Origin of the sequence: Actinomycetospora lutea (genome assembly GCF_028737205.1) — a bacterium.
GTDB lineage: Bacteria > Actinomycetota > Actinomycetes > Mycobacteriales > Pseudonocardiaceae > Actinomycetospora > Actinomycetospora lutea.
The window spans coordinates 1-13,645 of record NZ_JAQZAL010000042.1; the positions used below are offsets into that span (position 1 = coordinate 1).

Consider the following 13,645-nt stretch of genomic DNA (forward strand, 5'->3'; position numbering starts at 1 on the left):
CGCATCCGGTCGCTGCTGCACTGTGGATCTCTTGCACTCTAAATCCGGAAGAGCCCCTGAAAACCCTGATAGGTGAAAACCATCATCGTCCCGTTGCTTACACGGGAATCGTGACAGGCTCGCGCCGACGGGGGACGGTCGCTTCACGATTGCTCGGCGGACGGCAGGTCGACTCCATTCCTGATCACCTCACCCAGTCGGGGGTGAGGGCTCAGGCCTGTGTTGCCGGGCACGGCGCGGCCTGTTCCCCGACCCGCTCGTCACGGCGCCACCCACACCTTCGCCTGGTCGAGCTGGTCGAGCGGGAACGCCCGAGCTGTCCCGGAACGAGCGCGGAGAGCACCCGCAGCGCCGGCCGCAGCCAGTCCTGATCGCTGACCACTGCGACACGCTCCTAGGACGTGGCGTGACGCGCCGCGAACTTCAGCTCCTCGGCCAGCGCGTCGCCCTCGTACTCGCGCAGTTCGGGACCGAGCAGGTAGAGCATCCGGATCGCCCTGCCGGCGGCGATCTCGCGGCGAAGGACGGGCTCCACGACGTCCTCGAAGTCGTCGTCGTCGAATGTGCCGACCGCCTCGAACCCCAGCGCGCCGGCCGGCATGATCCCGATCTGCCGAAGCATCAGCCGGCCACCTTCAGGCCGGCACCGATCTCGCTGACAACGCGGTTGTCGCGGTTGCGGGCCATGACGTGACCGAGTCCCAACAGCCCCGCGATCGGCAACGGGATCACCTCGAAGGCGGCGAGCGCACCGACGGTGATCAGGTAGCTCAGGCTGCCGGTAAGAGGCCAGCCCACGGGTCCGATGTAAGGAATCTCGACGTGCCACTCCCAGCTGTGGTCCTCGGCCTGGTCCACGGGGCCGGGGGAGGTCGCGGGTGGTTCGGCATCAGACGTCATCATCGCTCCCAAGCGCGCTCGGCCCTCGTCGTCAGACACCGTGAGGCCCGTGGCCGCGGCCGGTCCTCACCCACCACGGATGACCGCCGGGTGATCTCCGGTCCGGCTCGGACCGACGCCGCGTGCGACCTGCCTCCGGACCTCACCCGCTCCGGGGGAAACTCATGAGTTCGTGTCCGTCCGCGATCACGCTCGATCTCCAGTCGATCCCGCGCCGATAGTGCCGGCACGTCGTCGAGCGCCGAGCGCGAGGTCGCCCTGTCGCGAGCCGCACTCGGCGACGAGGCAGTGACTCCGGTCACGAGCTGCTCCAGGCGGATCAGCCCCGACATCACCAGGATGACGGTCGGCGGCAGGAGGAGCGGCACCCAGATCAGGTCGGTCACGGATGCCCCTCGATCCCGCGGTCCTCGCGGTGCCCGCCGCGTCCCGTCGGCCGGACCTGTGCGCGTTCCCGCTCGACGTCGGGTGTCGTCGGGGGTGGCACCTGCACCTCGCGCGGTCCACCGCCGTCGGCGTCCCGGAACGAGTGCGCGTCGGCGCCCGGGATGTTGTCTGTGCTCTGCCGCCGTACCGTGTCGAGGTCGATGGCGGCGAGCAGCTCTTTCCATCCGAGAAGAGACATGCCGCTGCCGCCCGGGGTCGCTCAGGCCGCGCGACGCGGTCGTCGTGACCACCCGGTGCGGCGCCGGAGGGCGAGCGCGGGCCAGACCGCGAGGACGAGGACGACCAGCGACTGGCCCAGGAGCCCCAGCACCACCAGCACCGCCGCCGCCGCCACGAGGAACCCGACGCACACCACGAGCGCCCACACCGCGAGACCCCGGCCCAGCCGCGGGCCACGCGAGGCCAATCGGCGAAGGTGCGGGTCGTCGAGGAGGCCCTGCTCGATCTCGTGCAGGAGGCGCTGCTCCCGATCATCCAGCATGGCGGCACGCCTCCGGAGTCCGCGATGGTCCGGCCCGAGCCTGATCGACTCCTCTCCCGGTGGCATCCCCTCCCGCGGGTGATCCCCGTTCGGATCAGACGGGGGTGGAGAGCAGGCCGGCGCGACGGGCGCGGGCGACGGCGTCACGCCGGTTCGTGGCGCCGAGCTTGTGATAGATGGACCGGGTGTGGGTCTTGACGGTGTTCGCCGAGACCGTCAGTTCCGCGGCGATCTCCTCGATCGACTGAAGCGTCGGCAGGAGCTCGAGGACCTCCCGTTCCCGCTCCGTGAGGGTGTGCGCCGGCAGCGCGGCACCGTCCCGTACGAGCGCCAGGACGCGGGCCACGACCGGTTCCCGGTCACCGAAACTCCCCCGCCCTCTCTCGAGGTACGCGTGCAGCTCCGGTGGCGCGCACAGCAGCGGGCGCACCGTTCCGTGCTCCTCGGCGTCCCGCAGCGCCTCTCGCATGCGCAGACGGGCGACGGGCTGCTGCCCGGCGGCGAGAGCGATCTCGGCGTCGAGCACACGCGCCTCGGTCGCGGCCATCGCGGTGAGGAAGGGGCGGCCGCCGCCGAGTGCGGGCAGGAGCTGACGCCGGCAGGAGGGGTCCCGCGTCGTCGACCAGCGGTGCCGTGTCCGGATCACGTCGCCGTCGCCCGTGCCGTCGAGCCGGTTGTCGACGGCGTGCGCGAGCTCGGCCGCCTCTCGTCCGCGCCCGAGCGCGAGCGCCGCCTGCTGCTCGAGCAGGGCCGCGATCGCGACGTGCCGCTCGTCGAGGCCCTCGGTGAGGACTTGAGTGCGCGCGACACGCAGGAGCTGCCATCCGGCGGTCCGCTGACCGCCGTCGAACTGCGTGGCCCCCTGCACGACGGCCAGGGTGTGCCGGTGGTGCGAGTGGTGCATCGCGGCGACGGCCTCGGCCTGCGTGACGTCGGCGAGGGCCTGGTCCGGGCGGCCACCGAGTAGATCGGCCAGCGCGAGCACGACGAAGGCCTCCGCCGGCCAGGGGGTGTCCTTCCACCCGTGGGTGGCGGCGAGGTCGAGGACCGCGCGGGCGTGCTCCACCGCGGTGGCCACCTGGCCGTCGAGGATCAGGGAGGAGGCGAGCGTGGTCCGGGCCTGGGCGACGAGGTACGGCCACTCGCGGTGCCGCGCCGCGGCCAGGGCCTGCTGCGCGTCCTCACGGGCCCGTTCCGGGTCCGCGGTGGCCGCGGCGTACCCCCGGGTCGCGAGGGCGAGGGTCCTCAGCGGAGGCTCCTCGACCGCCTGCGGCGCCAGACGTCGAGCGACCGTCGCCGCGTCGCGGTGCTGCCCGCGGGCCAGCGCGAGGCGGGTGACCGCGATGTCGCGCAACAGGGCGGTTCCCTGGTCCTCGTCGTCGGCGGCCGGCGGCGCGTTCTCGAGCAGCGCGGCGGCGTGGTCGACCTTGCCCGTCTCGAGCGCCGCGAGGCAGAGGACGATCCGCGCGCGGGCGTCGGCGCCCCGGGCCCACAGGAGCTCGTCGGAGTGCTGCAGCGAGGAGAACGCCCCGACCCCGAGGAGCTCGGCGGCACGGGTGCGGAGCAGTCCCTCGGTCGCGGGGATGTCGCCGCCCAGCGCCGCGAAGCGGACGGCTTGCGGGAGGTCGTCGTGGGCCTCGAACCACGCCGACGCGCGCCGGTACAGGTCCGTGAGGCGATCGGCGTCAGAGCGACGCAGCCGGGCCTGCACGTGCGACCGCAGCAGCTCGTGCGCCTGGTAGGAGTGGCCGCGCCGGTCGGTGGCCCGGACCATGGCCGTGGTCGCCTCCAGGTGCTCGAGGACGTCGGCCGCGGCGTGGTCGTCGGTGAGGGCGCGCGCGAGATCGACCGAGACCGGCGAACATACACACGCGACCTCGACCACCCGCCGCTCCTGGACGCTCAGGGCGGAGAGCACCTCGTCCACCAGGTACTCCGCCACCGAGCGGTCGTCGCCGGCGAAGTCGGCGAGCACCGCCGACCGGTCCGGCGCATCCCGCAGCGACCGGGCGACCAGGCGTAGGGCTGCCGCCCAGCCCTCCGTGCGGTCGACCAGCGTCACGGCCTCGTCCTGGGTGAGGGGCAACGAGGCCAACGTGAACAGCCGGGTCGTGTCCTCGACGGAGAACGCGAGCTCGTCCACCCGCAGCTCACCGAGCCGGCCGTCCAGCCGCAGACGATCGAGGCCGACCGGCGGGTCGAACCGGCTGCACAGGACGAGGGTCAGACCGCGGACGGGGTGCCGCGCGAGAGCGCGAAGTGCCTTCTGGGCGTGGTGGCCGACGATCTCGTGCACGTCGTCGAGGACCAGCCGGACCGGCACCGGGAGCTCGTCCAGTGCCTCGAGCACGGTCGCGGCGAAGGCATCCCGGTCCCACGGCTCCTCGACCGGGACGGTGTACCCGAGACCGTGCAAGGCGCTGTCCTGCGGGACCGACGGGTTCTCGGCCAGGGCGCCGAGGATCGTGCGCCACCAGGCGACCTCGTCGCGGTCCGCGCTGTCCAGGGTGACCCACGTCGTCGGCCGGTCGGGCGTGGCGGTGACCCAGTCGGCGACCGCGACCGTCTTCCCGTACCCGGTCGGGGCGCTGACCAGCACGATGCGGCCCTCGTCGGGCGAAGCGCCGTGCTCGTCGAGGACCGCCCGGATCGGCGCACGATCGACGAAGTGGCGAGGACGCGGAGGCACCACGCCCTTCGAGTGCCTCATGCGATCCCCCCTCCCGAGCCCGTGCGTCTGCGCGCGGGAGGCCGCGGTCCATCAACGGGCCCGGCGGTGGGCCCTCGCTCTCCGCAGCCTCATCACCGTCGGTGTCGTCCGCTGCTCCCTCGTCAGCTGTCCCGGTCGGCGCCGTCCTCGGATCATCGTGAGCGCGCAGTGATCCGGAGTCCTCCTCCTGGCGGGATGAGATCCGGGACGTCGACGTCCGGGGCCTCGCACGGCTCATCGCTACAGCAGGCCGAGGGAGCGGGCGATGCGGAAGGCGTCCCGCCGGCCGGTGGCTCCGAGCTTGCGGTAGACGGACCGCTGGTGCGTCTTCACGGTGTTCACCGAGACGTAGAGCTCGGTGGCGATCTCGGCGTTGCTCAGGGGTCCGGCGAGGTAGTGCAGCGCCGTCAGCTCGCGCTCGGTGAGCGGCCGGACCTGGGCGCGCCGCCGGGCGAGGTCGTGCAGCGGCCCCGGCGCGAGGCGAGCGACGAGGTCCTCGGCGAATCGGCCCGCCACGCCGCCTCGCATGGCCGCCGCGTGGAGCAAGGGGGTGAGGCCGGGTCCGGTCAGGAACGGTCGCTGCAGACCGGTGGCCGCGGCCGTGAGCAACGCCCGGTCGAGCACGCTCGACGCCCGGTGGCCGTGGCCCGCCAGGTCCTCGGCAAGAGCCACGACGATCGCCGCACCGACCGACGTCCGCGGGGCTCCAGCGGTCGCGAGGGGACCGATCGAGGTGGTGATCTCGGTCGGCTCGCACCGCTCGAGGCGGAGCCGCAGCGCGGCGAGCGCGACGCGACCGTCCTCGGTGGCCGCCGGCCCGTGTTCGTCGACGACCGCCCCCGCGGCGCCCGTGTGTCCGTCGAGGGCGAGCAGCGTGGCCTCGGTCAGGGCGCGCCGTTCGGCCAGCGGCGGCGGAGGCACCCACGGGGTGCCGTCGGCGGTGGCGGCACGGAGCTCGGCGAGCGCGCCCGCGAGATCGCCGACCCTCTCGCGGCGGTCGGCGAGGAGCAGTGACCGGGCGAGGCGCACGTGGGGCTCGCGCACCGTCTCCTCCTCGGCCAGGGGCACGAGCCATGCGTCGACCCGCTCGAGGTCATCGCGGTCGAGCGCGACCGTGGCCAGGGTCAGGTAGGCGGGTGCGACCTGGACCGCCCGTGGCCAGCCCTCGGCACGTGCGGCCTCGACGGCGTCGCGGGCGCGGGTCTCGGCGAGGTCGAGCTCTCCGCGGGCGCACGCCAGCAGGGCGAGGTGCGCCATCGCGTTGATCTGCGGCAGGGACGGTCGGCCCAGCTGTGCCTCGGCGGCCTCGTGGAGGTGGGCCGCGGCGGCCGCCGTGTCGCCGAGCCAGAATTCGGAGGTCCCCAGGTTGTTGATCGCCACGACGGGGACCATGCGGGCGTCCGCGATGCCGCACCGGGCCAGCACCGGGACCTCCACCGGAACGCTCCGGTACGCGCGGGCACATCCGTCAAGGTCGCCCCGGGCGCGGGCGTGCGCGCCCTCGACGACGTCGAGCAGGATGTGCAACCGGGCGCGCCGCATCGGGCCGAGCTCGGTGCTGCGCACGCGGGCCCCGTCGAGCAGAACGCGGACGCCGGTGCGGCGTCCCTGGGCGGCGACCGCACCGGCGAGGGCGACGGCCAGCTCGGGACGCTCGAGCAGCACGGGGTACGGCACGTCGGCGAGCACCCGTTCGACCGCGCGCGGGGAGCCGCGCAGCACGATCGTGATCAGCTGGCCCGCGACCACGTCGGCCGCGAGTGCCCACAGCTGCCCACGGACGGCCGCGCGCAGCGCCTCGAGTTGCGAGTCGTTGTGTCGGAGCCACTCGGCGGCCCGCCGGTAGCGGTCACGCCGCACGCGCTCGGCGACCGGCCGGGCCCGCAGCAGGTCGAGCATGAGGGGATGGATCCGGAACCAGCACGAGCCCCGGTGGTCGAGAGCCTCGACGAAGAGGTGCGACGCCGCGAGCTCGGCGAGCGTCCGCGCTCCGTCGTCCCGGCCGGTGAGGGCGTCGGCCAGCTCCGCGCAGACGATGTCGCTGACACTGATCGTCTCCAGGAAGCGCACGAACTCCGCCGGGAGGACGTCGAGCACCTCGGAGGCGAGGTATTCGGACACCGCGTGGGCGACGCCGGAGAACGCGTCGACCGCGGCCTGCACGTCGCTGGTGGTCCCGAGATCGAGAGCGGCCAGGCGCAGGCCCGCCGGCCACCCCCCGGTCCGCACGACCATCTCCCTGACCTGGTCGGTGGTGGTGTCGACGCCGAGCTGCGTGAAGAGTTCGGCGGCCTCGGCGTCGTCGAACGCGAGGTCGCGTGGTGCGAGCTCGCCCAGGAGGCCGGCAAGGCGCAAGCGCGCCAGCGGCCACGGCGGGTCGTGGCGGGTGGTCGCCACGACCGTCAGGGGCGGAGGGGGGCGCGAGATGAGGCGGCACAGGCCCTCGTGCACCTCGGTGGACGTCACCTCGTGGAGATCGTCGAGGACCAGCACGACACGGCGGTCCGCGCGCCACAGGGCCTGGGCGAACGCTCCCGCCAGCTCTCCTTCGGTGAGGGTCTGTCCGCCGAGGGCTTGCAGTCCGCGAGCGCTCTCTGCGTCGACGTGGGGTGCGACCGCCTGCGCGAGGATCGACCAGAACCCGCGGGGCTCGTCGTCGTGTCCTCGCAGGTTGACCCAGGCGGTCGCGTGGTCGGCCGTGAGGCCGGCGAGCCACGAGCCCACGAGCAGGGTCTTGCCCCAGCCGGCCGGACCGCAGACGAGTGTGGCCGGGCGAGCGCTCAGGGTCTGCAAGGCGGCGTGGAGCCGCGGTCGCTCCACCACGTGGGTCGCGACCGGCGCGGCGAACATCGGCTCGGTCGCCCCATCGGACGTGCGACGTTCGCCGTGGCCCGACCACGGCCCCGCGACGACTGACCCGTCGCCGGACCGGGAACGCCCTGTGCTCATGACGAGGTCGTGCCCATGTCGAGGCCGCACCGGATGGTCGAACTATCAACCACGTATCGGGGTCGCGGGGGCACAACGCCTCTCGAGTGCCTCATGCGATCACCCCGCGCCGGCTGCCCGTGCTGGACACCCTCGATGTCGTTCTAGCGGAAGTGAGCGCGTCGGGGAACCACCCGGGGTGCGAAGCGAACACGGTGTGTACCAGCCGTTGGGCCGACCGGAGGATGTTGCTAGGACCGGGCGCGGCGGTGCTCACTCCTCCGTTGAGTGCACACGGGCCATGCCACGGCGCGCGGCCCCGACGACGGCCTGCAGCACGAAGCCGAGGATCACCAGGTCGGCCAGCATCTGCACGGCGACGACGATCCGCGTACCCGCCGAGACGGGGCTGATGTCCCCGAACCCCACGGTGGCGAAGACCGTGATCGTGAAGTAGAGCGCGTCGACGCGGTCCAGCAGCTCCGAGAACGATCCGGGTTGCGCCTGTGAGGCTAGGTAGTAGCCGGTGGCGAAGAGCAGCAGGAACGCGGTGATCACGATCGTCAACGTCTGCAGCGCCCGCACGCCGGGGTGCCGGGCCCGGTCGATCACCCGCACCTGCCAGACGATGAGCACGCCGAGCGCCACGAGCCCGACCGCCAACAGGACGAGCGTCACCGTGTCCGGCCGCGAGCTCAAGGGCAGCAGGAAGTAGGCGAGCACGAGGACCGCCGACGTTGCAACCGCCCTCAGCGCGACCAGGACCAGGCGGCCGCGCGAGGGCCGCACGCTCGGGTATGGGTGGAGGAACGACGCCATCAGGGCTCCCGCGGGGCGTCGTCGTGGTCGCCGGACTCGGCGCCGGTGTCGGCGTCGCCCTCGGCCGTCGTCGACGCCGGGCGAGGCCGCTGGGCGAGCGCGGCCCCGAGGAGCGCCCCGCCGAGCAGCACGATGCTGAGGGCGATTAGCCAGGAGAGCATCATGAAGACAACCCCGATCGGCCCGTACTCGTCGTGCTGGGTGGTGATCGAGGTGGACAGCAGGAGCCCGGCCCCCACCCCGAGCGCGACGAGGCCGAGGGCGATCGTCACGGCTCCGGGCAGCAGGGGCCGCCAGGCGATCCGGCCGCTGAGCAGGAAGTGCTGGGTCCACCAGGCCCACACGAAGAGGACGGGAACCCCCAGCACCACCACGGCGACGCGTCCCGCCACCGAGGTCACCACCCAGGAGCGCGACGACGACGATGATCGCGACGACGCTGCCCGCCCAGACCACCGGCCGCCACAGCTGCCGCAGCCCGGCACGGGGCAGCCCCCAGACGAGCTCGTAGCCCTTCTGCAGGGTCAGCGGCCAGGAGAACGCGCAGAGCACGGACAGGACCACCCCACCCCAGGTGGCGCCGCTGTGCGCGGTGGCCTCGGACGAGAAGAGCTGCTGCAGGTCGTGCGTGGCCTCCGGCGTCAGGCCGACCCGGGCGGCGAAACCGGCCGCCACACCGCCGTCGTCGCCGAGGGGCACCAGCGCCGCGAGGCTGATGAGGATCGGCACGACGAGGAGGAACCCCAGCGCCGCGAAGACGAGCGCCTGGTGCAGGACGTCGACCTCAACGGCGCGGCGGGCCACGTGGACCGCGGTCGTGCCCTCGAGCCGCCGGCGGGTCTCCTCGTAGCGCGCGCCGACCCGGGTGGGTCGCACCCGAGCGGGCTCCGGCTGCTCCCCCTCGGCCGCCTCGGTCATCGGGTCACGTCCGCGGCGGCGTGACGCTGTCCTCCGCGGTCGGCCGATGGCCGTTGCCGATGTGGCGGGCGCGCTTGGGCTTTTCGGTCTTGGGCTTGGGAGGATCGGCGCCGAGCAGTGCCTCCACCCACCGGGCCCGGGGATCCGAGTCGACGAGGACGGCCTTGACCAGCAGCGTCACCGGGATGGCCAGCAGCGCCCCGAGCGGGCCGAGCACCCAGGCCCAGAACAGCAGGGCCAGGAATGTCACCGTCGCCGAGAGCCCGACAGAGTCGCCGATGAAGCGGGGCTGGATCAGCGACTGGATCACCATGTTCAGCACGCAGTAGACGACCACCACGGCCAGGGCCAGCTGCCAGCCGCCGGTGAGCAGCGCGAGCAGCGCCGGCGGCACCAGCCCGATGATGAAGCCGATGTTGGGGATGAAGTTGGTGATGAAGGCGAGCACCGCCCACAGCAGCACCAGCGGGATGCCCATGATCCACAGTGCGATGCCGTCGAGCACCGCGACGATGCCACCGAAGACGGCGGTGACGACCAGGTAGTTGCGGGTGCCCCGCACGAACCCGTCGAGGGCGGCGATCATGTGGGGCCGCTCGTCCGCGATCATGGCCATCCGGCGCGCGGTTCCGCTGGACTCCGCAGTCAGGAAGAGCAGCAGCGCGAGGATGAACACCAGGCTGCTCAGCAGCGACCCCAGCCCCGAGAGCAGGCTGCCGAGCGAGGCCGCGAGCTTGCTCAGGTCCGCCGAGCCGGCCGTGTTCCGGGCCTGGGTGGGGTCGACGCCCAGTTTGGCCAGCGCGGCGGTCAGCGACGCCACCAGCTGCTGGGCCTTCGCCTCGTTCTGCGCCAGCAGCGCGGAGAGCTGGCTGACCGACGCGACGAGGAACGCCGTCAGGACGAGCAAGGTGCCGTAGATGACGACGACCAGCGAGAGCGTGGCCGCCCAGGCCGGCCAGCCCACACGGCGCAGCCAGGTCTGCAACGGGCTCACCGCGATCACGATGACCAGCGCCAGCAGCAGCGGCCCGAGCAACCACGACCCCGCGTACATCCCCACTACGACGACCACCGCCGCAGCCGCCCCGAGGAGGATCACCACACCACGCGGCACCCCGGCAAGCGCTCCGCCCGGACTGCCCGTGGCGGACGGATCGGCCACCGTCGCGCCGTCCACCCCGTCGGCCGAGGGCTCGACGTCATCACCGGCCATGGTCCCCCTCCTCCTCATTCCGGCAGGCTGCGCAGGGAGACGACCTGGAGGCCGAACGCCTGGAGGCGCGCGAGGACCCCGTGGAGGTGGGCCTCGTCGACGACGTCCCCGAGCATGATCGTCTCGACCGGGGCCTCGCTCAGGTCGAACTCCTCGAAGTCCTCACGGACGTCCGGGGACAGCCGTCCCTTGATGCGGAGCTCGTAGCGGGTTGGCGGCATAACGTTCCTCGTCGTCCTGCGCATGGTCATCGCCGCCGGCGTCCGACGGGCAGCCCGACGACGAGCCCGATGACCAGGGTGATGGTCAGTGCCGCCCACAACGGCATGAACACGACCGGGATCAGCAGCCGGATCTCGGTCAGCTGGCGGTTCTCCAGCACGAACACCACGGCGAGCGCCAGGAGCACCACCGGGACGAGCCACCGGGATGCCAGGACGCCCCCGCGCTGTCCGGAGGTGGGTCCGGAGGCCGGGGCGCGGCCTCCGGACGGTGTCGAGCCCTGGGTGGTCATCGTCGGTCCTCCCTGCTCCCGGCGCGCGGCGCGGCGATCGGTCAGGCGAAGACCTCGCGCAGGGCCTTCTCCTGCTCGTCGGACAGGTTGGTCTGGATGAGCTCGGCCTGATGGCCGGCGAACGCGTCGTGGACCTTGTCCAGAACGGCGCCGGAGGTCATGGCGAACAGCGCCGAGGTGCCGGGCGTGACCTCGTTGCGGATCCGCTTGATGAAGTCGTCGTCGATCCCGACGTCGGCGAGCGACCCGCTCGCGGCGCCCATCGCGGCCCCCAGTGCGGCACCCAGCAACGGGACCAAGAAGATCAGTCCGAAGAGCATGCCCCAGAACATGCCGCCCATGGCGCCCGCGCCGACCGTGTTGTGCAGCTGATTCGTCTTGGGCTTCTTCGCGCCCGGCTCCCACGACACCGTCGCCGCGTCGTGCAGGCTGATCAGCTGCTGCTTCTCCAGGGACTGGAGCGTGCTCACCGCGGCGTCGGCACCGTCGACGGTCGGGAACTTCCACACGGTCAGAGTCGCCATCGGGCGCACATCCCTTCGACTGGAGCGGTCCTGGGGAGCATGTGGTCTCGGTGGACGTGCGGTCCTCCCCCACAGCGGGTGACCCGTGCGTCCGAGGACGTCGGCGCGGCTCACCAGGGCGTGGTCCCTCCGCCGACGCCGGTGCCTGCGGCCGAATTCCATGTCCGCGGCGCTCCAGGGGGCACGGCCTCATCCGCTGTGGGTGAGGACCCGACCTGACCGCCGACGGCAGCGTGGACGGATCACCCCGTTCCGTGTCCGTTCGAGGAGACGACGATGACCAACGACCAGGCCTCCACCACGTCCGGCGGGTCCACCCCGTACTCCCGCGGGGCTGCCCCCCGTCCATCGGGTGCGTGGACCGGTTGGGTGCAGTTCGGCGGCATCCTCATGACCATCGTCGGGGCGTTCGCCGTGATCGAGGGCTTCCTCGCCCTCTTCCTGCCCACGACCTACGTGACCACGGACGCGGTGGCGCTGACCCTCACCTTCGTCGGGTGGGGCTGGCTGCACATCATCCTCGGCGCCCTCGTCCTCGTCGTGGGCCTCAGCCTGCTGCGCGACGAGATTCCCGGCTGGGCCCGCGGCGTCGCCATCGTGCTCGTCGCGCTCAACACGCTCGTCCAGCTCGCGTGGCTGCCCGCCTACCCGATCTGGTCGATCCTGATGATCGTGCTGGACGTCGTGATCATCGCTGCGCTCGTCGCCGTCGGCGACCGTCAGGCCTGGTCTGCCTGAGGCCCCGACGCCCGCTCCGGAGCCGATGATGTCGAGTCACTCCGCGATGGCCGCACCCCGGGTGCGGCCATCGCGTCACCCCGCCGAGGTCCCGTTCTTCGTCCTCATGGTGGTCCTCAACCTCGCGATCGTCGTAGCGATCGTGCGCGCCGCGATCGTCGTGCCGTTCCTGCCCGAGTCGCTGCAGTCCTCGCCCGGGGCCAACGCGATCCGCGCCGCCCTCGTGGCGCTGCTGCTGTTCGTCCCGGCCCTGGTCGTGGTGCGCGAGGTGCAGCGGGCCACGGTGCGGGGCACCGCGGTGCTCCTCTCGGACCAGCAGTTCCCGGAGCTCTACCGCACCGCCGAGGACTTCGCCGCCGCCCTGGGGCTGTCCCGCCGGCCGGACATCTTCGTCGCCAATGGCAACGGCACCCTCAACGCGTTCGCCGCCCAGGCCGCCGGCCACGACTACGTGGTCCTCAACAGCGAGCTCTTCGCCAACCTCTACGCCCACAACCGGGAGGGCCTGCGGTTCGTGCTCGGCCACGAACTGGGGCACATCCGGCTCCACCATGTGTCGCTCTGGTACCAGCTCGCGGTGGCCTACTCGTCCCGCATCCCGATCCTCGGGCCGACCCTCTCCCGGCTGCGCGAGTACTCCTGCGACCGCCACGGCGCCGCGGTGGCACCCACCGGCGCCACCGGACTGGTCCTGCTCACCTCCGGTCGCCACACCGAGGCCGTCGTCGACGTCGACCGGCTCCTCGAGCAGGGCCGCCACCTGCGCGGCTTCTGGGTCGGCCTGGCCCAGCTGCCCCGCTCCCACCCGTTCACCGTCCGGCGGCTGGAACGCCTGGTCGGCCTGGGCCTCCTGCGCCCCCCGCTGACCGTCGTGGACGGGCCACACGCCTCGGCGGGATGACAACGGCGGCGAGCAGGAGCTCACCCACGGAGGACGACGCGCCGGCGCCCGGCTCCCCGGTGAGCTGAGCGGCACGGGAGACGGAGGGCGAGAAATGGTCGAGCACCGGGACATCGGAGCGGTCGAGCGCCGGGACGCCCGGCGGGACCGGCGGCGCGACGACGCCTGGGTACGTTTCGGCGGGGTGATGATGACCGTCGTCGGGGCGTTCTCCGCGATCGAGGGCGTGCTGGCGCTCGCCGCGCCCACGACCTACCGGTCGACCGGCGGGACGGTCCTCGCGATCGACCTCGTCGGGTGGGGTTGGATCCACCTCGTCCTCGGCGTCGTCGTGCTGGGCATCGGACTGCTGCTGCTCCGGACGGACCCGCCCGGCTGGGCACGCATCGTCGGCATGCTGGTGGTCGGACTCGGCATCGTGGTCCAGCTGGCCTGGCTGCCCGCGCAGCCGATCTGGGCAATCGTCGTGGTCGCCCTCGACGTCCTCGTGCTCCGCGCGCTCGCGCTCACCTGGAGTGAGGACTACGTGGGCGCGAGATGAGCGCCGACGTC

The 13,645-nt window shown here is 72.6% G+C and carries 16 protein-coding genes; 4 read left to right on the forward strand and 12 right to left on the reverse strand.

Features of this window, described 5'->3' with window-relative positions:
- Positions 1–394 precede the first annotated feature (394 nt).
- The 8 genes from PHK61_RS29105 to PHK61_RS29140 all read right to left on the reverse strand — a co-directional run bounded on the left by PHK61_RS29105 (position 395) and on the right by PHK61_RS29140 (position 8,677).
- Complete coding sequence (locus tag PHK61_RS29105) at positions 395–622, reverse strand: STAS/SEC14 domain-containing protein (RefSeq protein ID WP_274284530.1); 228 nt, start codon at positions 620–622, stop codon at positions 395–397.
- Positions 622–858, reverse strand: a complete 237-nt coding sequence (locus PHK61_RS29110; protein ID WP_274284531.1) for a hypothetical protein — start codon at positions 856–858, stop codon at positions 622–624. The genes PHK61_RS29105 and PHK61_RS29110 overlap by 1 nt, the downstream gene beginning before the upstream one ends.
- Before the next feature lie 424 nt (positions 859–1,282).
- Entirely contained in the window at positions 1,283–1,525 is a 243-nt protein-coding gene (locus PHK61_RS29115; RefSeq protein WP_274284532.1) for a hypothetical protein, read from the reverse strand.
- Positions 1,526–1,546: 21 nt separating this feature from the next.
- The gene (locus PHK61_RS29120; RefSeq protein ID WP_274284533.1) at positions 1,547–1,828 is read right to left on the reverse strand and encodes a DUF3040 domain-containing protein; all 282 of its coding nucleotides are present in this window, start codon (positions 1,826–1,828) and stop codon (positions 1,547–1,549) included.
- Positions 1,829–1,922: 94 nt separating this feature from the next.
- Positions 1,923–4,538 carry a LuxR C-terminal-related transcriptional regulator gene (locus PHK61_RS29125; protein ID WP_274284534.1) on the reverse strand — a complete coding sequence of 872 codons (2,616 nt, stop codon included), beginning with the start codon at positions 4,536–4,538 and terminating at the stop codon, positions 1,923–1,925.
- Between the two features lie 240 nt (positions 4,539–4,778).
- Positions 4,779–7,388, reverse strand: a complete 2,610-nt coding sequence (locus PHK61_RS29130) for a winged helix-turn-helix domain-containing protein (protein WP_274284535.1) — start codon at positions 7,386–7,388, stop codon at positions 4,779–4,781.
- Positions 7,389–7,739: 351 nt separating this feature from the next.
- Entirely contained in the window at positions 7,740–8,285 is a 546-nt protein-coding gene (locus PHK61_RS29135; RefSeq protein WP_274284536.1) for a potassium channel family protein, read from the reverse strand.
- Positions 8,285–8,677, reverse strand: coding sequence for a hypothetical protein (locus tag PHK61_RS29140; RefSeq protein ID WP_274284537.1), 393 nt, complete (start codon positions 8,675–8,677; stop codon positions 8,285–8,287). Before PHK61_RS29140 ends, PHK61_RS29135 begins: the two co-directional genes overlap by 1 nt.
- A 193-nt stretch (positions 8,678–8,870) precedes the next feature.
- Between PHK61_RS29140 and PHK61_RS29145 the strand changes: the two genes are divergently transcribed.
- Positions 8,871–9,227, forward strand: coding sequence for a hypothetical protein (locus PHK61_RS29145; RefSeq protein WP_274284538.1), 357 nt, complete (start codon positions 8,871–8,873; stop codon positions 9,225–9,227).
- Here the strand turns inward: PHK61_RS29145 and PHK61_RS29150 are convergent.
- The 4 genes from PHK61_RS29150 to PHK61_RS29165 are packed head-to-tail and all read right to left on the reverse strand — an operon-like array spanning position 9,208 to position 11,454.
- Positions 9,208–10,380, reverse strand: a complete 1,173-nt coding sequence (locus PHK61_RS29150; protein ID WP_274284539.1) for an AI-2E family transporter — start codon at positions 10,378–10,380, stop codon at positions 9,208–9,210. The genes PHK61_RS29145 and PHK61_RS29150 overlap by 20 nt on opposite strands.
- Positions 10,381–10,430: 50 nt before the next feature.
- Positions 10,431–10,637 carry a hypothetical protein gene (locus tag PHK61_RS29155; RefSeq protein WP_274284540.1) on the reverse strand — a complete coding sequence of 69 codons (207 nt, stop codon included), beginning with the start codon at positions 10,635–10,637 and terminating at the stop codon, positions 10,431–10,433.
- Between the two features lie 26 nt (positions 10,638–10,663).
- Positions 10,664–10,930 (reverse strand): DUF1049 domain-containing protein, encoded by a 267-nt coding sequence (locus tag PHK61_RS29160; RefSeq protein WP_274284541.1) that lies wholly within the window; start codon positions 10,928–10,930, stop codon positions 10,664–10,666.
- Between the two features lie 41 nt (positions 10,931–10,971).
- Entirely contained in the window at positions 10,972–11,454 is a 483-nt protein-coding gene (locus PHK61_RS29165) for a DUF1269 domain-containing protein (protein WP_274284542.1), read from the reverse strand.
- A 276-nt stretch (positions 11,455–11,730) separates the two neighbouring features.
- On the opposite strand from PHK61_RS29165, the gene PHK61_RS29170 reads away from it, so the two are divergent.
- The 3 genes from PHK61_RS29170 to PHK61_RS29180 all read left to right on the forward strand — a co-directional run bounded on the left by PHK61_RS29170 (position 11,731) and on the right by PHK61_RS29180 (position 13,634).
- The gene (locus PHK61_RS29170) at positions 11,731–12,192 is read left to right on the forward strand and encodes a DUF7144 family membrane protein (protein WP_274284543.1); all 462 of its coding nucleotides are present in this window, start codon (positions 11,731–11,733) and stop codon (positions 12,190–12,192) included.
- 46 nt (positions 12,193–12,238) lie between these two features.
- Positions 12,239–13,093: a M48 family metallopeptidase gene (locus PHK61_RS29175; RefSeq protein ID WP_274284544.1), complete on the forward strand. Its 855-nt coding sequence runs from the start codon at positions 12,239–12,241 to the stop codon at positions 13,091–13,093.
- Positions 13,094–13,187: 94 nt separating this feature from the next.
- On the forward strand, positions 13,188–13,634 hold the full coding sequence (locus PHK61_RS29180; RefSeq protein ID WP_274284545.1) for a DUF7144 family membrane protein: 447 nt from the start codon (positions 13,188–13,190) through the stop codon (positions 13,632–13,634).
- Positions 13,635–13,645 lie beyond the last annotated feature (11 nt).

Coding starts and splice junctions, on each gene's coding strand:
- PHK61_RS29105 (WP_274284530.1), bottom strand. CDS start 622: ATGCTTCGGCAGATCGGGATCATGCCGGCCGGCGCGCTGGGGTTCGAG.
- PHK61_RS29115 (WP_274284532.1), bottom strand. CDS start 1,525: ATGTCTCTTCTCGGATGGAAAGAGCTGCTCGCCGCCATCGACCTCGAC.
- PHK61_RS29120 (WP_274284533.1), bottom strand. CDS start 1,828: ATGCTGGATGATCGGGAGCAGCGCCTCCTGCACGAGATCGAGCAGGGC.
- PHK61_RS29125 (WP_274284534.1), bottom strand. CDS start 4,538: ATGAGGCACTCGAAGGGCGTGGTGCCTCCGCGTCCTCGCCACTTCGTC.
- PHK61_RS29130 (WP_274284535.1), bottom strand. CDS start 7,388: ATGTTCGCCGCGCCGGTCGCGACCCACGTGGTGGAGCGACCGCGGCTC.
- PHK61_RS29135 (WP_274284536.1), bottom strand. CDS start 8,285: ATGGCGTCGTTCCTCCACCCATACCCGAGCGTGCGGCCCTCGCGCGGC.
- PHK61_RS29155 (WP_274284540.1), bottom strand. CDS start 10,637: ATGCCGCCAACCCGCTACGAGCTCCGCATCAAGGGACGGCTGTCCCCG.
- PHK61_RS29160 (WP_274284541.1), bottom strand. CDS start 10,930: ATGACCACCCAGGGCTCGACACCGTCCGGAGGCCGCGCCCCGGCCTCC.
- PHK61_RS29165 (WP_274284542.1), bottom strand. CDS start 11,454: ATGGCGACTCTGACCGTGTGGAAGTTCCCGACCGTCGACGGTGCCGAC.
- PHK61_RS29170 (WP_274284543.1), top strand. CDS start 11,731: ATGACCAACGACCAGGCCTCCACCACGTCCGGCGGGTCCACCCCGTAC.
- PHK61_RS29175 (WP_274284544.1), top strand. CDS start 12,239: ATGGCCGCACCCCGGGTGCGGCCATCGCGTCACCCCGCCGAGGTCCCG.
- PHK61_RS29180 (WP_274284545.1), top strand. CDS start 13,188: ATGGTCGAGCACCGGGACATCGGAGCGGTCGAGCGCCGGGACGCCCGG.